The sequence below is a fragment of the Ammonifex thiophilus genome (assembly GCF_003368535.1).
In the GTDB taxonomy this organism is placed as follows: Bacteria; Bacillota; Desulfotomaculia; order Desulfotomaculales; family Ammonificaceae; genus Ammonifex; species Ammonifex thiophilus.
In genome coordinates, this window is sequence record NZ_QSLN01000002.1 from 183,581 (window position 1) to 208,207 (window position 24,627).

Consider the following 24,627-nt stretch of genomic DNA (forward strand, 5'->3'; position numbering starts at 1 on the left):
GGTGATAACCCCCTCCTTTTGTTTTTACTCCAGCACGCCCAGGATGTCGCTCTCGCGCAGGATGAGATACTCTTCTCCGTCGATCTTGACCTCGTTACCGGCATACTTGGAGTAGAGGACCTTGTCTCCTACCTTGACATCGATGGGAACGCGCTGGCCGTTCTCCAGAAGCCTCCCCGGCCCCACGGCCACCACTTCCCCCTTTTGGGGCTTCTCCTTGGCCGTGTCGGGCAGCACAATGCCTCCCTTAGTCACCTCTTCGGCAGGCAAAGGCTTGACAACTACCCGATCACCCAGCGGTCTGATCAAGCCTGACCCCTCCTTCTCCTCGTTTTTATTAGCACTCACCTCGACCGAGTGCTAATAAAGGATCACGAAATTATACTAGCGAAGTCGCAGCCCAAAGGCAAAAGCCTAAACTGCCCAAATACCAACGTTTCCAAGCTTCCTTTAGCAATTATTGCGGCAGAATCCCCCCTCTCTCTTCAAAACAACTTTTTTCTCATAAAATCATGCTCTTCCGTCGGACGGTCTGCCACCCAATAAAAAATTTTTCCCTGGAAAGCAGCTTCCTACACTACCTGAGCTCTGCTCACCCGGCGCTTCAACTGCCTTCCACCGTTGAATTTTAGCCGTTAAACCCTCCTCCTTTGACAACCGACCGCAGGAAGAGATACTTTTAAAGCCATGAAGAAGGAAAGCTTGCGCCAAGTGTTTTTGCGAAAAAGGCTAGCCCTCCCCCCCGAGGAGGTGGCCTGGGCGGGGGAAAGGGTGGCGGAGCTCTTCTTCTCCCTGCCCGCCTACCGGCAGGCGAAGACGCTACTACTTTACTGCGCCTTCCGCCAGGAGGTACCCACCAAGAGGATAATTTCGGCCTCCTTGGCCGAAGGCAAGCTCGTAGCCCTGCCGGCAACCTCACGGGAGAAGAAAGAAATTACCGCACGCCTAATAAAGGTTTACCCCGATGACCTGGTACCGGGGCCAGGAGGGATACCCGAACCCCGTCCCACCTGCCCTTCTGTCCCCCCCGAAGAGATAGACCTGGTCGCGGTACCAGGCCTTGTTTTTGATCTGAAAGGATACAGACTGGGATACGGGTGGGGTTGCTACGATCGCTTCCTCTCCCGCTCCCCCGCCCTGCGGGTAGGCTTGGCCTACGACTTTCAGGTAGTGGAAGACGTGGGGGCCGAACCCCACGATCAGCGCCTGCACTTTTTGATTACTCCCAGCCGTATTTATCGTTTCGATGAGGTGGAAGTATGGGAGAAGCGATCCTAGAAGAGGTAGTGCGGAGCTACCGGGGAAGGCCGGAAAAGCTTATAGCCGCCTTGCTCGCCCTGCAGCGCCACTATGGCTATCTGCCGGAACCGGCCCTGCGCACCTTAGCTCAGGAGCTGGGAGTTCCGCTGAGCAAGGTCTACGGCGTGGCTACTTTCTACGCCCAGTTCCGCCTTAAGCCCCGAGGTAGGCATACGGTATGCGTTTGCCTGGGTACCGCCTGTCACGTCCGTGGCTCGGAGCAGATCTTCCACGCCCTGAAAAGGGAGTTAGGCGTGGAACCGGGAGACACTACCGCCGATGGGCGTTTCACCTTAGAAGTTGTCTCCTGTGTAGGGGCTTGCAGTATGGCGCCGGTGGTAGTGGTGGACGAAGAGACGCACGGTCGGCTGGACCCGGAGAAGGCTCTAGCCCTGCTGAAAAAGTACTAGAGGCCGACGGAGGGAAAACCAGTGCGGTCGTTTATGGATCGGTGCTGCTCCCGCTGTACCCACTCCCCCCAAACCCCCTGTAAAGATTACGTGCTGTGCCGCCGGGACGGCCCTTTCTGCCACGACGATCCCGAGTGCAGAAGGCTGCGCCAAAAATGGCTCAACTCCCACTTTCCTCCAGTGGGTAGTAACCGGAGGCGCCTTCTGGTATGCGGAGGGCTCACTTGCGGAGCAGCCGGATCCTTCTCTCTGCCCGAAATTTTCCAGGAAGCCATAAAGAAGGCCGGCCTGGAAGAACAGGTCACCGTTACTCTGGTAGGTTGTTTGGGGCTTTGCGAAGAAGGTCCGCTGGCCCTGGTCATGCCGGAAGGGATCCTTTACTGTCGGCTAAAACCGGAAGACGTGCCAGCTGTAGTGGAAGAACACCTCAAGGGCGGAAAACCCGTCGAACGACTGCTCTTCCGCGATGAGGCAGGTAAGGTATACCCCCTTCTATCCGAAATACCCTTCTACCGCAAGCAGCAGCGGGTGGTCCTGGAGCGCTGCGGCTACATCAATCCGGAGGACATAGCGGAGTACATAGCCGCCGGTGGCTACCGGGCCTTGACCTCCGTTCTTTTCTCTTTGAGCCCCGAAGAGGTAATCGAAGAAATCAAAAAATCTGGACTTAGGGGTAGAGGAGGAGCCGGCTTCCCCACCGGCAAGAAATGGGAGGCCGCCCGGCGAGTACCGAGTTCTAAGCGCTACGTCATCTGCAACGCCGACGAGGGCGATCCGGGGGCCTTCATGGATCGCGCCCTCCTGGAGGGCGACCCGCATGCGGTCATCGAGGGAATGATCATCTGCGGCTACGCCATAGGCTCCGACGAGGGCTACGTTTACGTCCGGGCAGAGTACCCCCTGGCAGTGAAGCGACTAAGGATAGCCATAGAACAAGCCTATGCGGCAGGGCTCTTGGGAGAAAACATCCTCGGCTCCGGCTTTACCTTCCATCTGCACATAAACGAAGGGGCAGGGGCTTTCGTCTGTGGCGAGTCCACCGCGCTCATGGCCTCCATAGAGGGGAACCGGGGTATCCCCCGCATCAAAGTGCCCCGCTCCACCGAAAAGGGTCTCTTCGGTAAGCCCACCGTGCTTAACAACGTGGAGACCTTCGCCAACGTCCCCTTGATAATCTTGCGTGGCAGCCAGTGGTTCGCCAACATTGGCACCAAAGGTAGCAAAGGCACCAAGATCTTTGCCCTAAGTGGTAAGGTGAAACATACTGGGTTGGTGGAAGTTCCTATGGGCACCACTTTGAAAGAACTTATCTTCGATATAGGCGGGGGAATTAAGGGAGGCAAGCGCTTCAAGGCCTTGCAGATAGGGGGACCATCGGGAGGCTGCATACCCGAAGACATGCTCGACCTGCCCATCGACTACGAATCCCTCACCGGGGCCGGGGCCATGATGGGCTCGGGAAGCGTGGTGGTCATGGACGAGGACAACTGCATGGTAAACACTGCCCGCTTCTTTCTGAGCTTCACCGAGCGGGAATCGTGCGGTAAGTGCACTCCATGCCGCGAGGGGACCAAGCAGATGCTGAACATCCTGGAGCGCATCACCAGGGGAGAGGGAAGCCCCAGCGACCTTTCCCTCCTGGAGTTCCTGGGGCAGGTGGTCAAGGCCACCTCCTTCTGCGGGCTGGGAACCTCGGCTCCCAACCCGGTGCTGACCACCCTGCGCTTCTTCCGCAGCGAGTATTTGCAACATGTGATGGAAAAGCGCTGCGCCGCCGGTGAGTGCGTGGCCCTACGGCGCTTCGTTATTTTAGTCGATAAGTGCATAGGCTGCGGCGCCTGCGCTTACGTCTGCCCGGTCAAAGCCATTAAGGGAGAAAAGAAGAAGCCTCACCACATCGACGAAAAAGTTTGCGTCAAATGCGGCCGCTGCTTTGAGATCTGCCGTTTCCAGGCCGTCAAGCGGCTCTGAAGGGGGTCGTCCAGATTTGGAAAGGAAGATGGTGACCCTGGTCATAAACGGGAAAGAAGTCACCGTTCCCGAAGGAACCACTATCCTGGAGGCGGCCCGCCAGGCCGGCATCTATATCCCTACTCTTTGCCACGACCCGGAGCTCAGCCCTTGGGGAGGCTGCCGTCTGTGCATAGTGGAGGTGCGGGGATGGAAAGAACTGCCGGCAGCTTGCATCACCCCAGTTCGCCACGGCATGGTGGTGGAGACCGAGAGCCCGGCGGTGCGCCACGCCCGCTATACTTTGATAGAGCTTCTTTTGGCCAACCATCCTGAAGACTGCCTGACCTGTGAGCGCACCGGCTCCTGCGCCCTGCAAGACCTAGCCTACCGCTACGGAGTGCGCCGGACCCGCTTTGAAGGAGAAAAGCGGAATTACCCGATAGAAGACAGCAACCCTTTCATCGTGCGGGACATGAATAAGTGTATCCTCTGCGGCCTTTGTGTGCGCGTCTGCAGCGAGATCATGGGGAAAGCCGTCATAGACTTCGCCTACCGAGGGGTGCGCACCAAAATCACCCCTCCCTTCGAGCTCCCCTTGGAAAAGGCCGGCTGCGTGTTCTGCGGTAATTGTATAGCCGTCTGTCCGGTTGGAGCCTTATTCCCCAAACCCATGTGGGGACAGGGACGGCACTGGGAAGTTAAGAAGGTAAAGACCGTGTGCCCCTACTGCGGCACCGGCTGCTCCTTTTACCTGGTTGTCAAGAACGACCGGGTGATAGGGGTGCAATCTTGCCCCGAGGCGCCGGTCAACGGCCGCTGGCTATGCGTCAAGGGGCGTTTCGGCTTCGGCTTCATCCATCACCGGGACCGGCTAAAGATGCCTCTCATACGCGACCCCTTCCTCTTCGCCAAGGTCACCTGGCCCACAGCTCTCGGGCGGGTAGCCCGGCGCCTACGCGAAGTGAAGGAAAAATACGGGCCGGACGCCATAGGGGTGCTCGCCTCCGCCCGCATAACCAACGAGGAAGCTTATTTGCTCAACAAGTTCGCCCGGGCGGTCTTGGGAACCAACAACATCGATCACTGCGCTCGCCTCTGTCACGCCCCCACCCTGGTGGCTCTAAGAGAAGCTTTTGGCAGCGGCGCGGCCACCAACCCACTTGCCGAAATACCCGAAGCTGACTTCATCCTGGTAATCGGCAGTAACACCACCGAGACCCACCCGGTGGCGGCCATTCAGATCCAGAAAGCGCTCCGGCGCGGGGCGGTACTGGCTGTGATCGACCCCCGGCGCACCGAGATAGCTTCACGCGCCCACTACCATCTGCAACTACGCCCCGGCACCGACATCGCTCTGCTCAACGCCATGGCCCACGTATGCCTCCAAGAGAATCTGTGGAATCAGGAGTTCGTCATCTACCGCACGGAGAACTTTGCCGCCTTCCGAGAAGCGGCGATGCAGTACCCACCCTCCTTGGCTGCGGCCATAACCGGTGTACCGGAAGCGCTCATCGTCGAGGTGGCGCGCCGCTACGCCCGGGCCAAAAATGCCGTGATTATCTACACCATGGGTGTAACCCAACACACCTGTGGCACGAACAACGTCTACGCCATCGCTAATCTGGCCCTGCTTTGTGGCCATGTGGGGAGGAAGGGAAGTGGTGTTCTACCCCTGAGGGGACAGAACAATGTGCAGGGCGCCTGCGACATGGGGGCCCTGCCCGACTACCTCCCCGGGTACCAGGCGGTGACTGACCCCTCACTAAGGGCCAAGTTTGCCACGGCCTGGGGAGTGGAAATCCCAGATCATCCAGGGCTCACCGCCACCGAAATGTTTGAAGCGGCCGCCGAAGGCAGGATAAAGGCTCTCTATATCGTGGGCGAGAACCCTATGGTGACCGAGGCCGATACCGGCCTAGTGAAAAAGGCGCTGGAAAACCTGGAGTTCTTGGTGGTGCAAGACATCTTTCTCACCGAAACCGCGCGCTTTGCCCACGTGGTCCTACCAGCGGCCAGCTTTGCCGAAAAAGATGGTACCTTCACCAACACTGAACGCCGCATTCAGCGGGTACGGCGCGCCATAAGTCCGGTAGGGGAGGCCAAGCCGGACTGGGAAATAGTAACCCTCCTAGCCCGGGAGATGGGACATCCCTGGGATTACTCTTCCCCGGCCGCCATCATGGAAGAAATAGCGCAGCTTACTCCCATCTACGGCGGCGTGAGTTACGAACGCCTGGAAGTCGAGCCCGAAGGAATCTTCTGGCCCTGTCCTCACCCTGAACACCCCGGTACTCCTATTCTTCACCAAGAAAACTTCGCCCGGGGCAAAGGGCGCTTCCACCCGGTACACTTCGCCCCGCCCGACGAGCAACCGGATAAGGACTATCCTTTCTTACTAATTACCGGGCGCTATCTCACTCATTACCACTCGGGCACCATGACCCGGCGCACCCCTCTGGGCTTTTATCAGGAGACCCTTTTGGAGATGAATCCGCAAGACATGGCAGAACTGGGAATCAAGCCTCGCGATCGCGTCCTCATTTCCTCGCGCCATGGTGTCCTTAAAATAGAAGCTACTCCCAACTCCAACCTGCCGCGCGGAGTGGTCTTTGCCACCTTCCACGATGCTGAGAACCCCATAAACACCTTAGTGGGACATCGCTGCGACCCGCGTGCCAAGATACCGGCTTTTAAAGGAGTAGCCGTGCGCATAGAAAAGGCGGTGCGCTAAAAAGCCACGCGTTCCGGGTGGGTGTAGATGTTGAAGCGGCCCCGGCGAACAAAGCCTACCACGGTTATGCCCTGCTCCGAGGCCAGCTCGAGACCCCCGGAAGTGGGAGCTGCCGGTGAGACCACGAGCCTCGTCCCGAGCCGGGCCACCTTTTCTATAACTCCTCGGCTCAGGCGCCCGCTGAAGCCCAGAACGAGCTCGGAGGGAGAGAGCCCTCGGGTCAGGGCGAAACCGGTGAGCTTATCGAGCACGTTGTACCGCCCAGTATCGGAGGTGCGGAAGATCACCTCCCCTCCTCGGCCCCAGAGACCCACGTGCACCCCACCGGTCCGGGAAAAGAGGGAATCCTCGTCCAGAGCTTCTACCAGGGAGAAAAGTTCCCCCGGATCCACTTGTAAAGGAGAAGAAGGGGCAGAAGGGTAAGATACGCGGCCGGGGCAGCAGGAAACTCTAATCTCCCCCGCCCTAACCTCGATCTGCACCACCTCTGCCGGGTGACAGATCACGCCTGAATGCCAGAGATGGCCCAGCACTAGGTACTCCAACTCTGCCGGAAGGCAGTTAAGGGTGGCGAGGAGCCGACCGTCGAGCAATATTTTGAAGGACTTCTCCTCCGCCACCTCGTCCATTACTTCGCGCCGCTCTCCCTGGAGGTAACGAACCACTTTCCAGTGGGCAATCAACCCCCGCAAATCCTCCTTTCGTGGTAAAATCTCCTGACAGGAGGCTTCGCCAAGCTTTTAAGGAGGGGGTCGCTTTGAAGCAGAAACCTCCGTATGAGGTGCCGCCCCAGGTGCTAGCAGCCGTGAAAGAAGCAGCCAAGGACGGCAAGCTCACCTGCCTGCGCGCCCACCAACTGGCTGCCGAGCTAGGAGTAGCACCTAGGGTTGTGGGAGCCGCCTGCGATCAACTGGGAATAAAGATAGTGGCCTGCCAACTCGGCTGCTTCTAGCTCAAGGGAAGGCCGGCGTCGGCGCTTACGGTCAAGGGAGCAAAATCCCCCCGCAGAAACTGGTAGTAAGCGGCGGCGGCCACCATGGCGGCGTTGTCGGTACAGAGAACCGGCGGGGGGAGGAGAAGCTTAACTCCCTCCGCCTGCGCCCGGGTGGCGAAGCGCTCTCGCAGGTGGCCGTTGGCCGCTACCCCACCGGCCAGAAGAAGGGTGGGTACTTTAAAGGCGCGCACGGCGGCGAAAGCCTTCTCCTCCAGTATTTCCACCACCGTGGCCTGAAAGCTGGCGGCCACGTCCTCCACCCGCACCTTTTCCCCTCTCTCCTGAGCCTGACGCCAGCGGTAGATGACCGCCGTCTTGAGGCCACTGAAGCTGGTGTCGAAATCCCCGCTGGTGTGAAGACGAGGCAAGGGGAAGGCCGTAGGGTCGCCTTGGCGCGCTTTTCTCTCGATGGCCGGGCCGCCAGGATACCCTAGCCCCAAGAAGCGCGCCACCTTGTCGAAGGCCTCTCCCGCCGCGTCGTCCTTGGTCCGGCCGATCAGCCGGAAGTCGCTGTGGGAGGTGGCGTAAATCAGATCGGTGTGCCCTCCCGACACCACCAGAGCCACGAAAGGGAAATTTACGCGGGGATGGGCAAGAAAGTTGGCGTAAACATGAGCCCTTATGTGATGCACGGCGATGAGGGGTAACCTCAAAACAAAGGCAAGGCTTTTGGCGACCATGAGCCCCACCAGCAGCGAGCCTAGCAGGCCGGGACCCTGGGTAACCGCCACCGCATCTAAATCGCCAAGGCTCACCCCCGCCCCTTTCAGAGCCAGGTCGATGACGGGGTTCAGCATCTCTAGATGTTTTCTGGAAGCCACTTCGGGTACTACCCCGCCGAAGCGCCGGTGGATCTCCACCTGGGAGGAGACCACGTTGGAAAGGATCTCGCGGCCGTCGGCTACCACCGCGGCCGCAGTCTCGTCGCAGGAGGTTTCAATGCCCAGAATCAGCACCCTACCGTTCTTCACAGGGCATCACCTGCAAGTTTTCTAGCCACATGATGATAGCGTCTTCGTCGTTGTCCCGGTAGTAGCGCTTTCTTATCCCCTTTTCCACGAAGCCGAGGCTCCGGTAAAGGTGCCGGGCTACCGCGTTTGAGGGGCGCACTTCCAAGGTCATGCGGGAAAGGCCTTTCTCCTTTGCCCGCCGGATGAGCTCCTTTAGGATCTCCCTCCCCACTCCCCTCAGCCGGTAGTCCGGGTGCACAGCGATGTTGGTGATGTGCCCCTCGTCCGCCACTATCCACATGCCTCCGTAACCCACCACCTTACCGTCCCACAAAGCCACCACGTAATCCGCCAGCTTGTTGACGAGTATCTCGAAGAGAAAGGTATCCCGATCCCAGGGCAGGGGGAAGGAGAGGCGCTCTATTTCCAGTACCTCATCCAGATGTTCCGGCGTCATGGTCACTACCTGCAAGGTCATAAGACTTAGCCCCCTCCGCTTATCGCCGGCGGACGCAGGTAGAGGGGAGAGAGCTCGAAAAGATCCCCTCTCGCCCCTTGCCGGAGGAGTTCTAGCCCCCGGAAGGCTATCACCTGCGCCGACGGGCTGTCGGGCAAGGGAACGGGGAAGACAACTCTTTCTCCCAGCAGCTCCCGGAAAACAGAGGCATAAAGCCCGGCTCCCGCTCCGGTGAGCAGGACTGAGTCCAGGGATCGGAGCTCCGCCGCCACCTCCGCCGGCGAGGCCGCCCAGGGTCCCTTTAAAAGTTCTCCCCGCCGGTAGAGGGCAGCAAAAACTTCCTGCCGCCGCGAAGGAACCAACGGGCAGACCGGAAGGGGCTGGGCAGACCACGGCAAGGCCAAAACCTCCAAAGTGGGCACCCCGAAAACCGGTAAACTTAGAACCTGGGCCAGCGTCTTGGCCACCGCCACCCCTAGACGGATACCGGTGAAGGAGCCGGGGCCTATAGAGACCGCGATGCCGCTAAGCTCCTCCAGCTTCACCTCAGCCGACTTGAGTACCCATTCGATAAAGGAGAAGAGGTACTCGGCGTGCCGTTTCTCGCCCCGCGCTGTGGCCTCGGCCAGAAGCCCCTCTTCCCCCACTACCGCCACACCCAGAGCCTGAGCCGTGCTCGTCTCAATCCCCAGAACCAAGCGCATGCCTCAAAGCCTCCAATAGCTCCTTTCCCCGTCTCCCATACCCTTTAATCTCCAGGAAGCGCGCTTCGGGGTCGTCAGAAGCGTACTCCAAGCGCACCTCAAGCCGCTCTTCCGGCAAAACAGCCGCCACCTTTTCGGCCCATTCGATGACACTTACTCCGGAAGCGAAGTACTCTTCCACTCCCAGATCCCAAAAAGCTCTTGGGTCTTCCAACCGGTAGGCATCGAAATGATAAAGGGGGAACTTTTCCCCCCGGTACTCCCGCACCAAGACAAAAGAGGGACTGGCCACCGGTTCCCGCACTCCCAGGGCGCGCGCCAACCCCCGCACGAAGCAGGTTTTGCCTGTGCCCAACTCCCCCTCCAGGGCCACGACGTCGCCCGGGCGCAAGATCCCTCCCAACTTCTCCCCTATGGCTTGCGTCTCTTCCGGCGATCGGCTCTTAAGGCGCAGGCTCATATATACTTCCTCGGAAATGGTCGTACCCTCCGCATCTCAGCTCTTCCTCCCGGCCGTCGGGCAAGACTAGCTTCACCCCTTCCCCTTCCTCCACAAAGCCCAAAGGGAAAAGGCTGAGCCCCACTTCCTCCAAAGCCTTGGCCACCTTGCCTACGGCGGAAGGCTCCACGGTAAAGAGGAGCTCATAATCCTCCCCGCCGAAGAGGGCCCACTCCGCCGGATCCATCCCCAGACGCCGGCCGAGCTCCTGGGCAGGAGGGTAAACGGGCAGGGCCGTGCGATAGATGTTGATCTGTACCCCCGACGCCCGCGCCAGGTGATGGGCATCACCAGCCAGACCGTCGCTTACGTCGATCAAGGCGTGCACCTCTTCGAAGTCTCCCAAGATCTTCCCGGCCTCCAGCCGGGCGTCGGGGCGACGGTACTTGCGCCGGAGAAAATGGGCCATGGTTTCGGGGAGGAGTTCTTTCTTGCTCTTGAGCAGCGTTAATCCGGCCGCGGCCCCTCCCAAAGGCCCGGTGACACAGAGGATATCCCCCGGGCGTGCTCCCTTCCGGAATTTAGCCTTCCCCGGCTCCACCTCCCCTAGTAGGGCTACCCCGGCAAAGAAGACGTCTGACCGGCTGAGATCCCCGCCCACCAGGATCACCTCGTACTCTTCAGCCGCCTCTTTGAGCCCGGCGTAAAACTCCTCCACCTCTTCTACCGTGAAGTTTAGGGGAAGCCCCAGGGTGACCAAGGCGTAGGTGGGGCGGCCGCCCATGGCGGCGATATCGCTCACGTTGACCGCCAGTGTCTTGAAACCCACGTCGGCAGGCGAAGCCAGATCCCAGCGGAAGTGGATCTTTTCTACCAGAACGTCGGTGGCGAAGAGAAGCCACTTATCTCCTACCGCCAGCACCGCCGCATCGTCCCCTACCCCCTGGATCACCTCACGAGAAGAGGGCAGGTCTCGGGTCAGCCGGTAGATGAGCCCGAACTCCCCTATCTCTTTGAGTTCCACGCTCTCCCTTCCTTCAGCAGGGCCTGACTTTGGTATCGAAACCGAGAAAGCCGGCCACCAGGCGCATGGCACAGAACTCCCCGCACATGGTGCATTCTCTCATGCCTTCGGGATTCCTCTCCTGCCGCAGGCGCCTAGCCTTCTCCGGGTCCAGGGCCAGGCGGAGTTGCTCTTCCCAGTCCAGCCTCTTACGGGCCCGCGACATGGCCAGATCCCACTCTCTAGCCCCCGGCACCCCCTTGACCAGGTCGGCGGCGTGGGCCGCTATGCGGGCAGCGATCACCCCCTCACGCACGTCCTCGGCGGTGGGGAGGCCCAAATGCTCGGCAGGAGTAACGTAGCAGAGAAAGTCCGCCCCGGCCATGGCCGCCACCGCCCCCCCTATGGCCGCCACTATGTGGTCGTACCCCGGCGCCACGTCGGTGACCAGAGGTCCCAGAACGTAGAAGGGGGCCCCGCGACAGAGGGACTTCTGCAGCTGGACGTTGAGGACCACCTGATCCAGGGGAACGTGCCCCGGCCCCTCCACCATGACCTGAACCCCGGCCTCTCGCGCCCGGTCCACCAACTCCCCCAGGATAATCAGCTCCTGAATTTGCGCCCGGTCGGTGGCGTCGGCCAAGGCGCCGGGACGCAACCCGTCGCCTAGACTTAGGGTGACGTCGTACCGCCGGCAAATATCGAGCAGGCGGTCGAACTGGGCGTAAAGGGGATTCTCTTCCTCGTGGTGGATAATCCACCCCAGTACGAAGCAGCCCCCCCGGCTGACGATGTCGGTCACCCTGCCCTGGCGCCTGAGCCTCTCCACGCTTTCCATAGTGACGCCGCAGTGGACGGTCATGAAGTCCACCCCGTCGGCCGCCTGGCGCTCGATCACCTCAAAGAGCTCGTCGGCGGTCATGGCCACTATGCTCCCGTGCCGCTCCCGCGCCTCCACGGCCGCCTGGTAAATGGGGACCGTACCCACAGGAACGGGGCTGTGGGTCAAGATAAGTCGTCTGACCGTGTCCAGATCCCCGCCGGTGCTGAGGTCCATCACCGTGTCGGCTCCCGCCGCCAGGGCTACCCGCAACTTGTGAAGTTCCCTCTCCGGATCGGGAAACTGGGGAGAGGTGCCCAGGTTGGCGTTAACCTTGGTTCGCAACCCTGCGCCGATGCCTATAGGGTCCAGATTACGGTGGTTGTGGTTGGCCGGGATCACTATCTTCCCCGCCGCCACCCCTTCAAGCACCTTTTCCACCGCCAGTCCTTCTCGCGCTGCTACCCTTTCTATAGCAGGAGTGATCTCGCCTTTACGGGCTGCTTCCAGCTGCGTCAAAGTCCATCCCCTCCATCGCTCGTTTCAGCCGCGCCGCCGCCTCTTTAACATCAGGAGCCGCTGCCACTGCGCTAACCACCGCCACGCACTTTACCCCGGGCTGGGCTAAAACTTCCCGCACGTTCTCCGCCGTTATGCCCCCTATAGCCACCACCGGTAAGGAAACCCGGGAGACCACTTCCCGAAGGAGCTTCAAACCCCCGGGAGGGATGTCCGGCTTGGTAGCGGTAGGGAAAACCGGTCCCACTCCCAGGTAGTCGGCCCCTACCGCCTGAGCCTTCAGAGCCTCTTCCAGAGAATGGGCCGTAGCCCCTAGAAGAAGCTTGTCCCCGAGGATTCGGCGGGCCTCAGGTAGGGGGAGATCCTCCGACCCGAGATGCACCCCATCCGCCCCTACCGCCAGGGCCACATCCACCCGGTCGTTAATGATGAAGTCTACCCCCGCTTCCCCGGTTATCTCCCGGAGTTGGCGGGCCAAGTGGTAAAGCGCCCGGGTGGATAGGCTCTTCTCCCGGAGCTGGATAACCTCCGCCCCTCCGGCTATGGCCGCTTGCACCACTGCCGGAACCTCGCGCCCGCCCGTATGCTCCGAACCCACTATGACGTAAAGCCGCCAACGCCGGCAGCGCCGCCGGCGTTCCTCGCCCGCAGCTAAAGAATACAACTTCTTCTCGGCCGCATAGGCCCAGAAGCGCACCTTGCGGAACAACTCTTCCCCCTTCGGGAGGCCAAGCCGAGCGAGCTCCTCCAGCACCCGGGCCGCCTCCTGCACGCGCCGGGAGTTGGCCAGAGTAAGCTCTTTCAGGGAAGAGTAAGGAAGAGAGTGGTAATCCTTTCCCCAATCGCCCGCCACGTCTCGGAAGGCCAAGCACTCGGCCTGCCTCGGCTCCCGGCTTCGAGCCACCTGGTGCCGAAAGGCCCGAGCCTCCTCAGCCAGAGCACGCTCCTGGAAGACAAAGCGGGCCAAGTCCTCCAGCACCCGCAGCCCTTCGCACAACCGGTTAAGATTAGCGTCTACCATCCGCCACATCTTTGCCCTTAATCTTACTCCATTTAGCCTTTAAGGTTCAATCCCGCCTGCCGCCTGCACCAGAGCCACAAAAAGGCGCAAGAAAAGGGGCTCCTTGTAGATCATGGTCTCCGGGTGGAACTGCACCCCCAGGGCGAAGGCTTCCCCTTCGGCCTCTATGGCCTCCACCACGCCGTCCGAAGTCCAGGCCACCGCTTTAAAACCGGGCGCCACCTGGCGCACGGCCTGGTGATGGAAGGAGTTGGTCTTAAGCCGGGTGACGCCCCCCATTATCCTGGCCAGCCGCGAACCGGGAAGCAGCTCCACCCAGTGGGAAGCGTACCAGCGGGGAGCCTCCTGAAAGTGCTTGAGAGGGTTGGGTATCCCTAAGGAGAGGTCCTGGTATAGGCTCCCCCCGGCCGCCACGTTCAGCACCTGCATCCCCCGGCAGATGCCCAAAAGCGGTACCCGGCGGTGCAGAGCCAGCCTGGCCAGGGCGAGCTCGAAGGCGTCCCTTTCAGGTTCGATGCGCCGGGTTAGGGGAAGGCACTCTTCCCCGAAATAGACCGGATCCAGGTCGTTCCCGCCGGAAAGAACGATTCCCCGCACCAATCGCAGGACCGCAGGCACCTCACCGGGAGGAAGCGGGGGGAGCAGAAGAGGCAGCCCCCCCGCTCGGCTCACCGCCTCCGCATAGGCGCGGGGCGAAAGGTAACGGGACTCGTCCTGGTCAAGCCCCACCGTGATCCCTATAGGTACCGGCATTTACCTGCTCTTCTCTCCCTCCCCTTCCCAGGGAGTAATCGGATCCTTCACCCGCCTTAAGCCCCCCGGACGAGGCGCATCCCCTTCGAAGCGCGGAATGACGTGAAAATGCAGGTGCATTATCACCTGACCAGCGCACTTCCCTACATTCACACCTACATTGTAGCCGTCGGGATGATAGCGCTCGTCTAAAAGCTTCTTGACCTCGTGCAAGAGGCAATAAAGGGCCACTATTTCCTCCTCCGTAGCCTCGAAGAAGGAAGCGAAGTGCCGCTTGGGAAGAACCAAGGTGTGCCCCGGGTTCACCGGATACTTGTCGAAAATGGCAAAAGCCAGCTCGTTCTCGGCGATAATAGCCTCCCGCGGCAGATTGCAGAAAAGGCACTCCTGCATAAACCGCTCCCCTCCCCAGATTTTATGGTTTTAAAAGGTTTTTAGGCCAGCAAAGCGGCCACGATGCCCACCAAAAAAATGCCGTCGAAGATCCCCGCTCCCCCGATGCTCAGGACCAGCGCCCCCAGGTCTTTGAAGCGGGGCCAGTTGAGAAGATCGGCCCCGATGAGCGTCCCCCAGACGCCGGCGACGTAGGCCACCGGAGCGGCGTTCTCCCGCGCCACAAGCCACGCCGCCGCTGCCGCCACCAGCGGCGGCACGAAGGCCGGCAGTGTGATCCCCATGCCGGGCACCGGCCGGGCCAAAGCGTAGGCCACCACCGTCACCAGGGCTGTAGCTATGAGCGAAGGCACCAGGGGAGCTCGGGTGAAAAGCAGATAGAGGCTGAAAAGCCCAGGCAAGATGGCTCCGCCTAAATTGAGAGCGATGACCTGCTCGCGCACCCGCGGCGGGTAGTAGAAGAAAAAGGGAAAGCCAAAAAAGGAACCCTCTTCCACCACGATGCGTTGCCGGGATATAGGAATATTAACCATTCCCCCTATGAGGCAAAGCCCGAAGAAAAGAATGGCCGTCTCGGGGGAAAGGCCAAGCTTGGTGAATGAGAAAGTGGCGAGCTGAAAGTAAAAAAGGAAGAAGAGCAGCGGGATGAGAAGAAGCAGGATCAGGGGAAAAGCACAACCCACCGTAAGCCACATCCTTTTCTCAACCCTTTACTTCCAGAATACCGCAAAACATGCGGAAAAGGAATAGCTTCCGGTTCCCATGTGCCCGCGAAAAAGCCTCACATCGAAAGGCGGGAGCGGGCATAATCTTGTGAACGTGAGATTGCTAAGTTTGGGGGGAGGCCCCGTGTGCGGTTTCGCCGGCTGGATTGACTGGGAAGAGGACCTTACCCGCCAGCGCGAGATAATAGAGCGGATGGGAGCTGCAGTGAGCCACCGCGGTCCCGATGAGGGGGGGATCTGGCTTTCTCCCCAGGCCGCTTTTGCCCACCGGCGCTTAATTGTGCTTGACCCCGAAGGGGGAAAACAACCCTTCACGCAAAAGCTTGACGGGAGAATCTGGGTCATAGTTTACAACGGGGAGATTTACAACTTGCCGGAGCTCCGGCAAGAACTGCGCTCCTTAGGCTTCAGCTTCCAAACCCGCTCCGACGTGGAGGCGGTTCTTCTGGCCTATCTGGCCTGGGGAACCAAGTGCGTCTCTAAGCTCAACGGCATTTTCGCCTTCGCCGTCTGGGACGAAAAAGAAAGAACCCTTTTCCTGGCCCGCGACCGACTAGGCATAAAGCCACTGTTTTTTAGCCGGAGGGGAAGTGCTTTTCTTTTCGCCTCGGAAATCAAAGCTTTGCTGGTCCACCCGGCTGTTCCCCCCGAGGTAGACGAACTGGGCCTAGCCGAAATTTTCGTCCTGGGCCCTGGACGCACTCCCGGCTGTGCCGTCTTCCGGCACGTCGAAGAGCTCAAACCGGGGCACTGGCTAACCTTTTCGCCCCAAGGTATCCAGGTTCAGCGCTACTGGCGGCTGGAGAGTCGGCCACACAAAGAGAATACTTCCCGCACCGCCGCCGAGCTACGCTCTCTCCTGGAGGACTGCGTGCGCCGACAACTGATAAGCGAGGTGCCCTTGGGAAGCCTTCTCTCCGGAGGACTCGATTCCAGCGCCGTCACCTTTTTCGCCGCCACCGCCCTGCGGGAAAAGGGGGAGACCTTGGCCAGCTTCGCGGTGGATTACCGGGAAAACACCCGCTACTTCTCCCCCGACCAGTTCCAGCCCCAGTACGACACCCCTTGGGCCACAGAGGTGGCTTCTCTGCTTCAAACTCGCCACCGCACCGTAGTAATTGACCCGGAGGAGCTGGGGCAGGCCCTTTTGCCCGCCCTAAAAGCCCGCGACTTGCCGGGGATGGCCGACGTCGACTCCTCCCTCCTGCTTCTGGCACGGGAGGTGAAGAAGGAGGTGACAGTGGTCCTCTCAGGAGAGGGAGCGGACGAAATATTCGGCGGTTATCCCTGGTTTCGCCGCGCGGAGGACTTATCTTCTTCTTGTTTTCCCTGGATACGCCACTCTTCCTGGCGCCAGTCTTTCCTTTCCCCGGAGCTCCAGAAGCTTTTACATCCCCAGGAGTACCTGGCCCAGAGGTACGCCGAGGCTCTGGCGGAAGTACCCCGGTTGCCGGGGGAGGAGGCTCACGCCGCCCGCCTGCGCGAGATTAGTTACTTGAGCATTTTTCACTTCATGCCGGTGCTCCTCGAACGTAAGGATAGGATGGCCATGGCCGCGGGACTGGAGGCACGAGTCCCCTTCTGCGATCACCGGCTGGTGGAGTACGTGTGGAATATCCCTTGGGAAATGAAGTTCTGGGGGGGAAAAGAGAAAGGAATTTTGCGGCTAGCGCTTAAAGGAATACTCCCCGACTCCGTCCTCCAGCGCCGCAAAAGCCCTTACCCCAAGACCCACCATCCCGCCTACACCCGGTTCGTCAAGACCGCCGTGCTCCGCCTCCTGGAAGACCCACAATCTCCCCTTTTGCCTTTGGTAAACCGGGAGAAACTGCGAGAACTCGCCCTCACCGGCGGCGTAGGGGTAGATACCCCCTGGTTCGGCCAGCTCATGACCGGCCCCCAGCTGCTGGCCTACTTCCTGCAGGTCGATCTCTGGCTGCGCCACTACCGGGTCATCCTGGTCTAATTTGCCCTTGAGGCTTCGGCAAGGCTAAAATATTGGGGAAACGGAGGGGAGTATTTATGCGTTTAGTGGTGGCCTTGACCGGAGCCTCCGGCATTTACCTGGGAGTGCGTTTTTTAGAGGTCCTTAAAGAACATAAGGTGGAAACCTACTTGCTCTTGAGCCGGCAGGCGGAAGATCTGATCTGGGAAGAAACGGGTATCTCCCCGGAAAAAGTGAGGGAGTTGGCCGACTTCGCTTATAACGAGGGGGACTGGAAGGCACCCGTCGCCAGCGGCTCTTTCCTTCACCAGGGAATGGTGGTGATACCGTGCAGCATGAAGACCCTGGCCGGGATAGCCCAGGGTTACGCGGAAAACCTTATCCTGCGCGCGGCCGACGTCACCCTTAAAGAGAGAAGGCCGCTTATTCTGGTCCCCCGCGAGACCCCTCTGAGCGCCCTGCACCTGGAAAACATGTTGAAGCTGGCCCGACTAGGGGTAATAATCGCCCCTCCGGTGCCTGCCTTTTACCACCGCCCCCGGAGCATAGAAGAGATGGTCGATTTCTTTTTGGGGCGCATCTTGAACCTTTTGGGGATACCCAACCGGCTTAACCGCCCCTGGCCTCATTCTTCCGGCTTGTAGCCCAGCTGGCGTAGGGCCACGTCGTCCCGCCGCCACTTTTCCTTCACTTTGACCCACAGATCGAGATACACCTTCTTGCCCAGGAAAGCCTCTATCTCCTCCCGGGCCTTCTGCCCGATCTGCCGCAGCATCTGCCCTCCGGCCCCGATGATAATCTTCTTGTGGCTCTCCCTCTCCACGTAGATGGTAGCTCGGAGGTAAACCAGGTCCTCCCGCCTGGGGATCATTTCTTCCACCACCACCGCCACCCCGTGGGGTACTTCCTCGTGCGTGAGGTGGAGGACCTTTTCCCGGATGAGCTCGGCCACCACGAACTCGGGGGGCTGGGAAGTGGTGACCTCGGGTGGGAAGTACTGGGGGCCGGGCGGTAGGTGCCTCACGATCTCCTGCACTAGCCGCTCGAGATTCTCCCCGGTGAGGGCCGAGACGGGCACTATGGCGGCAAAGTCGTACTCCTGTCGCCAGAGATCGATGAGGGGGAGAAGGCGCGGTTTGGAGATGAGGTCGATTTTGTTGAGCACCAGAATGACGGGAACTTCCGCTTTCTTCAGTTGCTCCAGTATGAAGTAATCGCCCGATCCGGGAGGGGAGGTGGCCTCGGTCAAGAAAAGCACCAGATCCACCCCTTTCAGCGCCCCCAGGGCCAGGGTGACCAGGTACTCTCCCAGCCGGTGCCGGGGTTTGTGTATGCCCGGTGTATCCACGAAGACCACCTGGGCTTCTGGCAAGGTAAGAACGCCCAAGATGCGGTGACGGGTGGTCTGGGGCTTATCGGAAACTATGGCCACCTTCTGCCCCACCAGATTGTTTATGAGGGTTGACTTGCCCACGTTGGGCCTACCCACTACACTTACGAACCCCGAGCGGTACTCTTTTTCCGTCATTTCGTAAAAGCGCTGGGTAAAAGCGCCGCCAATACCTCCTCTTCGTATTCTCCTCGGGCGTTGGCCATGAGCACGCGCAAGGCAGGAGCGAACTCAAAAAGCACCTGGCGGCAGGCCCCGCAGGGGCGGCAGAATTCCTCCCGGTTCCACGCCACCGCCAGGGTCACCCAGTCCTTCCTCCCCTCACTTACCGCCTTGACCGCCGCCACCCTTTCCGCGCACAAAGTGAGACCGTAAGAGGCGTTCTCCACATTGACGCCGGTGAAGACTTCGCCCCCTCGGGTGAGAAGGGCCGCCCCTACCCTAATCCCGGAATAAGGAGCGTAGGCCCGCTCCTTGGCCTCCAGCGCCAGCCGCACCAGATCTTCATCCCGCACGCTCCCGCCTCCACATCGCCAAGACGGCCTCCTCCTTCTCCCGCATCAAGGCTTCCTCTGCGTCGGTTTCGTGGTCATAGCCTAACAGGTGCAAAACCCCGTGCACCGTCAAATGGGCCAGCTTCTCCTCTATCTCCTTGCCTTCTTCTTCGGCCTCAGATCGAGCCGTTTCCAGCGAAATCACTACGTCTCCCAAGAGCAAGACCGGCGGGTCCTCCTCCCCCATGGGGAAGGCCAGGACGTTGGTGGGGGCATCCTTCCCCCGGTAGCGGCGGTTGAGCTCCCTTATACCATCGTCGTCCAGTAAAGTTATTCCCACTTCTACCTCCCGTTTGGGACCCAGCAGGTCGAGTGTCAGCTCAGCCGCTCGCCTGACGGCCGAAAGCCACCCGTTCTCTACCTTCACCTTCTCTTGCCGATTCTGAACTATCACTGTCATGGCTCATTGCCCCTTTTCCGTTCTCTCTGGGGTATTCGACCCGCGTGTGGAAAAGCCCTGTCAGCACGCGGACAAAAGCGTGGGCGATAAGTTCCAGGTCCCTGAAGGTCAGGGCGCACTCGTCCAGCTGCCCATCGTGGAGCTTTTCTTTAATTATGCGCCGCACCAACCCCTCTATCTGCCCCGGAGGGGGGTGGTTCATAGAACGCACCGCCGCCTCCACCGAGTCCGCCAGCATGACGATGGCCGCCTCACGCGTCTGCGGCTTGGGGCCGGGGTAGCGGAAGTCGGCCTCGTGTATTCCCTTCTGCTCGGCTTGTAGGGCTTTCTGGTAAAAGCAACTGACCAGGCTCGTGCCGTGGTGCTGCTCGATGATCTCTATTATCTTCTCCGGCAGCTTGTACTCCCGCGCTATTTCCACCCCGTCCTTTACGTGGGAGGTGATGATCAGAGTGGAAAGGCTGGGGGCCAGGCGGTCGTGAGGGTTCTCGTTCCCCACTAGGTTCTCGACGAAGAAGGAGGGGCGGCGGAGCTTCCCTATGTCGTGGTAGTAAGCCCCGGCCCGCACAGTCAGGACGTCGGCTCCTATGGCCTCGGCCGCCGCCTCCCCCAGGTTGGCCACCATGATGCTGTGGTGGTAGGTGCCGGGGGCCTCCCACGCCAGTCTCTTGAGCAAAGGCTCGCTTGGCGAGGTCAGCTCCAGCAACCGCACCGGCGAAGTTATGCCGCCAAGGTGCTCCAGAACCGGCAGAGCTCCGTTGGTGAGGATGGTACTCAGCAGTCCGTTAAGGACGCCCAGCGTCAGCCCGGCCGGGCCCAGCACGGCCAGAGGGGTCTGGGAAGCCAGCTCAATCCCCCATGTAACCCCCACGCCGGTAAGGCCCACCAGAAAGCCAGCCCGGACCAGATCCCGCCGCCGGTGGAGCTTGGCCACCCCGTAAACCCCCGCCAGGCCGGTAAGCATGCCGGCCAAAGCAAAGCGCAGTTGGTTGTCCGCCAGTATGCCTACGAGCAAAGCGGTTAAGGCTACCGCCACCACCGCCAGACGAGTGTTGATTAAAGTGGCCAGCAACATACCCACCACCGCCACCGGCACGGCGTAGCCCAATTGCCGTCCCAAGCTCGGCCACTTCTGTATATCCACCGCCAGGATGAACTTGGCCAGCAAAAGCACCCCTACCACAATGAAGCTTATCAGGTAGAGCTGGTTGGCGTCCCGGTAGACGTCCGGATGCTGCTGGTAGATATAGTAGAAGAAAGCAAGGGTGAGGAGGGCCATCGTGAGAGCTATGCCCACCACCGTGCCGAAGGAAGGGCGGGAGTGGTAAAGCCCTACGGCCTTGAGCTTGGCGATGTGCTCAGGGGTCACTACCTCCCCTTCACCGATTATCTTCTCGCCGGGCCTTATGGTCACCACTACCGGCGGCACCGCTTCCCGCGCCTGCTGCTGTAAAATCTCGGTCTGCACCGGGTTGTAGAAAGAGTTGGGGCGCAAGGTGTGCTGGATAATCAGTTGGGCGAAGCGCTCTTCCGCCGGGTCAAGGGCCAAAAGCTTTATCCTTTCCCGCAACTGCTCCTTGGTAGCCTGAAGCTCCTCCTGCTTTACCCCCTTTACCATCACCTGGGTTACCAGGGTATCCAAATAACTACCCAACTGGCGCAAACGGCCTTCCGGCAGACTCAAAAGCGCCTGTGCCAGATCGTCGGTAATGGGGAAGGGGAGGGAGGATTTAACAAGGGCTACCTTGGCCGAACCCCCCTGCGCCGGGGATTTGGCCGCCGCTATAACGGCCTCGATGCATTCGCGTATGTCCTTTCTTATGGACTCCAGCACCTTGGGGTCGATGTCGTAAACTTTGGGCACTCTGGCCTGCGCTTCCCGGCGCAGCTCTTCCGTTCTCACTTTATCTTCGAAAACGGCGGCCCGCGGCGCTTTGATGGTGCGGGGAGCTACCTGCCCCACCTCTAGATCCGTTCCCACCGGGAAGAACTGAAAGGCGGTGAGCAGGGTTAAGCAGAAGAATAAAAATAGAGCCGCCCCCACCCTTTTGGCTCTCGGCTCTTTAAGCATACCCCGCCAAAAACTTTTTCCTTCTACCACCGCGTTTCACTCCTTGGCCTTTTCCGCCTCCGCCCGCTCGTAAGCCCGTATTATCTCCATAACCAGCGGGTGCCTTATGGTGTCCTCGCCGGTGAGGTACTGGAAGGAAATTCCTTCGATTCCTTGAAGGATGCGCTGAGCCACCACCAGCCCCGACTCCTGCCCCCGCGGGAGGTCTATCTGGGTGATATCCCCCGTGATGACCGCCTTGGAGCCGAAGCCCAAACGCGTGAGGAACATCTTCATCTGCTCCGGCGTAGTGTTCTGTGCCTCGTCCAAAATGATGAAGGCATCCTCCAGCGTCCTCCCCCGCATGTAGGCCAGGGGAGCTATCTCGATAATGCGCCTTTCCAAGTAGCGCTCGGTGTTCTCCACTCCCAGCACATCGTAGAGGCTGTCGTAGAGGGGGCGCAGGTAGGGGTCGACCTTTTCCTCCAGACGCCCGGGAAGAAAGCCCAGTTTCTCACCCGCCTCCACCGCCGGTCGGGTGAGAATTATCCGGCTTATACGCCTCTGGCGCAGCCAGATTACCGCCATCACCACCGCCAAGTAGGTCTTCCCCGTACCCGCCGGGCCTATGGCGAAGGTGATGTCGTAGCGCCTTATGGCGTCCACGTAGCGCTTCTGACCCGGGGTCTTGGGCCTCACCTGCTTACCCCGTGGGGTGGTGAGCAGGATCTCGTCCACCAGCTCCTTATCTTTTTCCGCCCCTTTGGCCGCCCTTATGGCCTGGTTTACCTCCCGCATAGTTATGCTGCCGTAGGTGCGGTAAGCATCCTTCAAGCGGTAGAGCACCTCACTACCTTCCCTCACCTGGTGGGGCTCACCACGTAAGACAAACTCTCCTCCCCGCAAAAGCAGTTGCACTCCCGTGGCCCTCTCTATAGCTTTCAGGTGTTCGTCGAAGCGACCCAGAATTTCCATGGCCGCCTGTTGATCCTCCACGGGGATCCTGATTTCCTCCATTTATTCGGCCTTCTTGCCCTCCTTCCGGTGTAAATTCTTTAATTTGGCCAATGTCTTCCTCCACTTCCCACCTGATGCTTACCCGAACCAACCCCTCTTCCTTAGGTCCCTTTACCTCCTCCACTTGCTCCCCGACCAAGCGTGCCCCCTCCGGAAGGCAGGCCCGCAGGTAAGCTCTGGCCCTCTCCTCGGCCAGCCGGCGCGCTTCCTGGGGCGTGCGCCTCAGCTTATAAAGCTCCCATTCATAATATACCTTTTTTTCGACCGCTACGGGAAGGGAGAAATTCCTCCCTAAACTAAGGTTATACCTCGTTTCCTCCACCCGGTAGCAGCTGAAAGGTGAAGCGTCGCTACCGTAAAGCCGCCAGCGGCGCCCCCCCACCTCGAGGCAAATGCTCTGCGCCTTCCTACCTGTGGGTCTCTCTCCCTTTTCTTCTAACCGCGCCTCGCCGTAGCCTTGGTACCACACCCGGGCCTTGACTATCCCCTTGGCCCGGACGTAGACCGGGCTGGGTTCGCCTTCACCCTGGGGCACGGTCATCTCCTCTCCCGCTATCAGTACCTGCCCTGGCAGCACCGTATCCCCCTCTTTAACTTTAGGCGTTCCTTCCAGCACCAGAAGCTCCTTTATGAGCCCCGCCTTGCGGGCCACAATGTGCGCCGGCCCGGCGGCCGGTTCGGGCAACTTTTTCTCCACCACTTTTATGGTGGCCTGCGTGCCCCTTACCTCCACTCCTACCCAAGCCAGTTGGGGTAGCTGCTCCTTCAGCACCCGCTCCACTTCTTTACCGTTCACTTGCCGGCGTAGGACCCCAGGCTTAAGCCCCGCCTGTGCCGCCACCTTAAGAACTTCCCCCGGAGAAAGCTTCTGCGCCCCCGTCACCTCCACCCGCCAAACGAAGAGGGAAAGGCAGTAGACAAGGGCCAGGAAAAACAAGGCCCCGCCCAGGAAAGCGCGGCGCCTCTTTAGGCGGCTGACAAGAAAGGGAAGCCCTATTTTCTCCTGAACGGTGAGACGGGTGGAAGTAGCCCGGGAAATGTGCCTGAGAGCCCGCACCGCCCCCCAGCGCACCCGCAAAAGAACCCGGTCCTTTCCCAAGTAGCGGACGTCCCAGAACTTGATGCCGCGCGTCAAGGCCATATTGAGGAAGCGCTCTATTTTTTTGCCTTCCAGCTTGAGCAAAACGTAGCCTCGCAAGTAGCGGAAGAAACGCAAGGCCATCCCCCTAAACCCGTTAGGCGAAGTCGATCCCTCGGACTATGCCCTCGATTAAGAGCTCTTCGGGGAGGATACGGCGGAGAACCAGATCTTGTCCTCTAACGATCACTTCGCCCGTCTCCACCAGCACGCGCACCGTTTCCGAATTGTAGGCTAAGATACCACGGTGGTTTTCGATTAAGACCTGGAAGTTGCCGATGAGCACTATCTTAGGGAGGTTAAGGATGACTTCCCCCGGCAAATCCAGGGCCGAAGCCAGTTTGCGGCGTAGCCTTTCCTGCACTTCCCGCCAGCCCATTAAAAAACCCTCCCACGGGCTACTTTATGTCGTGGGAGGGTTTTTAAGCCCAAGCTTTTTATCCGCTTACAAGGAGGTTTAGCGCGAACGCCGCCTGCGCGCGGCTTCGTTCTTCTTTTTGCGACGAGCGCTTGGTTTCTCGTAATATTCGTGGCGCCGGGCTTCGGCCAGAATGCCGGCCTTCTGGCACAGGCGCTTGAACCGGCGCAAAGCGCTATCCAAGCTCTCGTTCTTCCCTACCCGAACCTCGGCCATATTTTCCCTCCCTCCGCTTCCAACCTTGAGCAACGCGGAGGCTTAGCCCCGGCGCTCCCTATTAGGGATAATTATATCCCTCACCAAGAAACAATGTCAATAAAACTTGGGCTCTAGATCGTGTCAACCTACTGTAGGAGTCTCGAGCCCCACCATCCCCGGACCAGGACGAACTACCAGAGAAGATCGATGTTCCGGCTCAAAGCTTTGAGGGCTCTGGTTAATGATGTTACCGGACCTCGCAGCGCAGGAAGATTACCGAACACCTCACCCGATACTTTCCTCAGCCTCTGCCTCTCTTCCTCAATAGCAGCCTTATCGATCTCTA

General features: G+C 60.0%; 27 protein-coding genes and 1 pseudogene. 7 read left to right on the forward strand and 21 right to left on the reverse strand.

The window, feature by feature from the left end; genetic code table 11:
• Positions 1 to 24: 24 nt before the first annotated feature.
• Entirely contained in the window at positions 25 to 309 is a 285-nt protein-coding gene (groES, locus tag DXX99_RS03235; protein ID WP_015738210.1) for a co-chaperone GroES, read from the reverse strand.
• A gap of 378 nt (positions 310 to 687) precedes the next feature.
• Between groES and DXX99_RS03240 the strand changes: the two genes are divergently transcribed.
• The 4 genes from DXX99_RS03240 to fdhF are packed head-to-tail and all read left to right on the forward strand — an operon-like array spanning position 688 to position 6,393.
• Positions 688 to 1,278, forward strand: a complete 591-nt coding sequence (locus tag DXX99_RS03240; protein ID WP_115792073.1) for a 5-formyltetrahydrofolate cyclo-ligase — start codon at positions 688 to 690, stop codon at positions 1,276 to 1,278.
• Positions 1,260 to 1,709 (forward strand): NADH-quinone oxidoreductase subunit NuoE, encoded by a 450-nt coding sequence (nuoE, locus tag DXX99_RS03245; protein WP_115792074.1) that lies wholly within the window; start codon positions 1,260 to 1,262, stop codon positions 1,707 to 1,709. The genes DXX99_RS03240 and nuoE overlap by 19 nt, the downstream gene beginning before the upstream one ends.
• 21 nt (positions 1,710 to 1,730) lie before the next feature.
• Positions 1,731 to 3,680, forward strand: a complete 1,950-nt coding sequence (locus tag DXX99_RS03250) for an NADH-quinone oxidoreductase subunit NuoF (protein ID WP_165847677.1) — start codon at positions 1,731 to 1,733, stop codon at positions 3,678 to 3,680.
• Between the two features lie 16 nt (positions 3,681 to 3,696).
• Positions 3,697 to 6,393 (forward strand): formate dehydrogenase subunit alpha, encoded by a 2,697-nt coding sequence (gene fdhF / locus DXX99_RS03255; protein ID WP_115792075.1) that lies wholly within the window; start codon positions 3,697 to 3,699, stop codon positions 6,391 to 6,393.
• Here the strand turns inward: fdhF and DXX99_RS03260 are convergent.
• Positions 6,390 to 7,076 carry a formate dehydrogenase accessory sulfurtransferase FdhD gene (locus tag DXX99_RS03260; RefSeq protein ID WP_115792076.1) on the reverse strand — a complete coding sequence of 229 codons (687 nt, stop codon included), beginning with the start codon at positions 7,074 to 7,076 and terminating at the stop codon, positions 6,390 to 6,392. The genes fdhF and DXX99_RS03260 overlap by 4 nt on opposite strands.
• 74 nt (positions 7,077 to 7,150) lie before the next feature.
• Between DXX99_RS03260 and DXX99_RS03265 the strand changes: the two genes are divergently transcribed.
• The gene (locus tag DXX99_RS03265; RefSeq protein ID WP_115792077.1) at positions 7,151 to 7,345 is read left to right on the forward strand and encodes a hypothetical protein; all 195 of its coding nucleotides are present in this window, start codon (positions 7,151 to 7,153) and stop codon (positions 7,343 to 7,345) included.
• Here the strand turns inward: DXX99_RS03265 and tsaD are convergent.
• Genes tsaD through DXX99_RS03315 form a run of 10 tightly spaced genes read right to left on the reverse strand, consistent with a single transcriptional unit; the run spans position 7,342 to position 15,141 of the window.
• Positions 7,342 to 8,358 (reverse strand): tRNA (adenosine(37)-N6)-threonylcarbamoyltransferase complex transferase subunit TsaD, encoded by a 1,017-nt coding sequence (gene tsaD / locus DXX99_RS03270; protein WP_115792078.1) that lies wholly within the window; start codon positions 8,356 to 8,358, stop codon positions 7,342 to 7,344. The two genes, DXX99_RS03265 and tsaD, sit on opposite strands and share 4 nt — an antisense overlap.
• Positions 8,345 to 8,815 carry a ribosomal protein S18-alanine N-acetyltransferase gene (gene rimI, locus DXX99_RS03275; RefSeq protein ID WP_115792079.1) on the reverse strand — a complete coding sequence of 157 codons (471 nt, stop codon included), beginning with the start codon at positions 8,813 to 8,815 and terminating at the stop codon, positions 8,345 to 8,347. Before rimI ends, tsaD begins: the two co-directional genes overlap by 14 nt.
• A gap of 5 nt (positions 8,816 to 8,820) precedes the next feature.
• Positions 8,821 to 9,498 (reverse strand): tRNA (adenosine(37)-N6)-threonylcarbamoyltransferase complex dimerization subunit type 1 TsaB, encoded by a 678-nt coding sequence (tsaB, locus tag DXX99_RS03280; protein WP_115792080.1) that lies wholly within the window; start codon positions 9,496 to 9,498, stop codon positions 8,821 to 8,823.
• Entirely contained in the window at positions 9,476 to 9,958 is a 483-nt protein-coding gene (gene tsaE, locus DXX99_RS03285) for a tRNA (adenosine(37)-N6)-threonylcarbamoyltransferase complex ATPase subunit type 1 TsaE (RefSeq protein WP_115792081.1), read from the reverse strand. The genes tsaB and tsaE overlap by 23 nt, the downstream gene beginning before the upstream one ends.
• Positions 9,942 to 10,961 carry a thiamine-phosphate kinase gene (thiL, locus tag DXX99_RS03290; protein ID WP_165847678.1) on the reverse strand — a complete coding sequence of 340 codons (1,020 nt, stop codon included), beginning with the start codon at positions 10,959 to 10,961 and terminating at the stop codon, positions 9,942 to 9,944. The genes tsaE and thiL overlap by 17 nt, the downstream gene beginning before the upstream one ends.
• A 13-nt stretch (positions 10,962 to 10,974) precedes the next feature.
• On the reverse strand, positions 10,975 to 12,279 hold the full coding sequence (gene thiC / locus DXX99_RS03295; RefSeq protein ID WP_115792083.1) for a phosphomethylpyrimidine synthase ThiC: 1,305 nt from the start codon (positions 12,277 to 12,279) through the stop codon (positions 10,975 to 10,977).
• Positions 12,254 to 13,309 (reverse strand): thiamine phosphate synthase, encoded by a 1,056-nt coding sequence (gene thiE, locus DXX99_RS03300; protein WP_115792084.1) that lies wholly within the window; start codon positions 13,307 to 13,309, stop codon positions 12,254 to 12,256. The genes thiC and thiE overlap by 26 nt, the downstream gene beginning before the upstream one ends.
• A 30-nt stretch (positions 13,310 to 13,339) precedes the next feature.
• Positions 13,340 to 14,053, reverse strand: coding sequence for a gamma-glutamyl-gamma-aminobutyrate hydrolase family protein (locus DXX99_RS03305; RefSeq protein WP_115792085.1), 714 nt, complete (start codon positions 14,051 to 14,053; stop codon positions 13,340 to 13,342).
• Positions 14,054 to 14,446 carry an HIT family protein gene (locus tag DXX99_RS03310; protein WP_115792086.1) on the reverse strand — a complete coding sequence of 131 codons (393 nt, stop codon included), beginning with the start codon at positions 14,444 to 14,446 and terminating at the stop codon, positions 14,054 to 14,056.
• Between the two features lie 41 nt (positions 14,447 to 14,487).
• Entirely contained in the window at positions 14,488 to 15,141 is a 654-nt protein-coding gene (locus DXX99_RS03315; protein ID WP_165847679.1) for a DUF1614 domain-containing protein, read from the reverse strand.
• A 154-nt stretch (positions 15,142 to 15,295) separates the two neighbouring features.
• Between DXX99_RS03315 and asnB the strand changes: the two genes are divergently transcribed.
• Both asnB and DXX99_RS03325 read left to right on the forward strand, forming a co-directional pair.
• Positions 15,296 to 17,137, forward strand: coding sequence for an asparagine synthase (glutamine-hydrolyzing) (gene asnB, locus DXX99_RS03320; protein ID WP_115792087.1), 1,842 nt, complete (start codon positions 15,296 to 15,298; stop codon positions 17,135 to 17,137).
• Positions 17,138 to 17,193: 56 nt separating this feature from the next.
• A complete protein-coding gene (locus DXX99_RS03325; protein WP_115792088.1) occupies positions 17,194 to 17,760 on the forward strand; it encodes a UbiX family flavin prenyltransferase in 567 nt (188 codons plus the stop codon).
• Here the strand turns inward: DXX99_RS03325 and era are convergent.
• From era to DXX99_RS03370, 9 genes and pseudogenes are all read right to left on the reverse strand, one after another.
• Positions 17,742 to 18,644: a GTPase Era gene (era, locus tag DXX99_RS03330; RefSeq protein WP_115792089.1), complete on the reverse strand. Its 903-nt coding sequence runs from the start codon at positions 18,642 to 18,644 to the stop codon at positions 17,742 to 17,744. The genes DXX99_RS03325 and era overlap by 19 nt on opposite strands.
• Entirely contained in the window at positions 18,641 to 19,021 is a 381-nt protein-coding gene (gene cdd / locus DXX99_RS03335) for a cytidine deaminase (protein WP_115792090.1), read from the reverse strand. Before cdd ends, era begins: the two co-directional genes overlap by 4 nt.
• Complete coding sequence (ybeY, locus tag DXX99_RS03340) at positions 19,011 to 19,460, reverse strand: rRNA maturation RNase YbeY (RefSeq protein WP_115792091.1); 450 nt, start codon at positions 19,458 to 19,460, stop codon at positions 19,011 to 19,013. The genes cdd and ybeY overlap by 11 nt, the downstream gene beginning before the upstream one ends.
• Entirely contained in the window at positions 19,381 to 21,561 is a 2,181-nt protein-coding gene (locus DXX99_RS03345) for an HD family phosphohydrolase (RefSeq protein ID WP_115792092.1), read from the reverse strand. Before DXX99_RS03345 ends, ybeY begins: the two co-directional genes overlap by 80 nt.
• A 6-nt stretch (positions 21,562 to 21,567) precedes the next feature.
• The gene (locus tag DXX99_RS03350; RefSeq protein WP_240610793.1) at positions 21,568 to 22,485 is read right to left on the reverse strand and encodes a PhoH family protein; all 918 of its coding nucleotides are present in this window, start codon (positions 22,483 to 22,485) and stop codon (positions 21,568 to 21,570) included.
• A complete protein-coding gene (yqfD, locus tag DXX99_RS11850) occupies positions 22,385 to 23,749 on the reverse strand; it encodes a sporulation protein YqfD (protein WP_115792094.1) in 1,365 nt (454 codons plus the stop codon). Before yqfD ends, DXX99_RS03350 begins: the two co-directional genes overlap by 101 nt.
• A 13-nt stretch (positions 23,750 to 23,762) precedes the next feature.
• Positions 23,763 to 24,044: a sporulation protein YqfC gene (gene yqfC, locus DXX99_RS03360; protein WP_115792095.1), complete on the reverse strand. Its 282-nt coding sequence runs from the start codon at positions 24,042 to 24,044 to the stop codon at positions 23,763 to 23,765.
• 78 nt (positions 24,045 to 24,122) lie between these two features.
• The gene (gene rpsU / locus DXX99_RS03365; protein ID WP_015738181.1) at positions 24,123 to 24,299 is read right to left on the reverse strand and encodes a 30S ribosomal protein S21; all 177 of its coding nucleotides are present in this window, start codon (positions 24,297 to 24,299) and stop codon (positions 24,123 to 24,125) included.
• Positions 24,300 to 24,472: 173 nt separating this feature from the next.
• Positions 24,473 to 24,627 (reverse strand): annotated as a pseudogene (locus DXX99_RS03370) (ISLre2 family transposase); the annotation flags it as partial.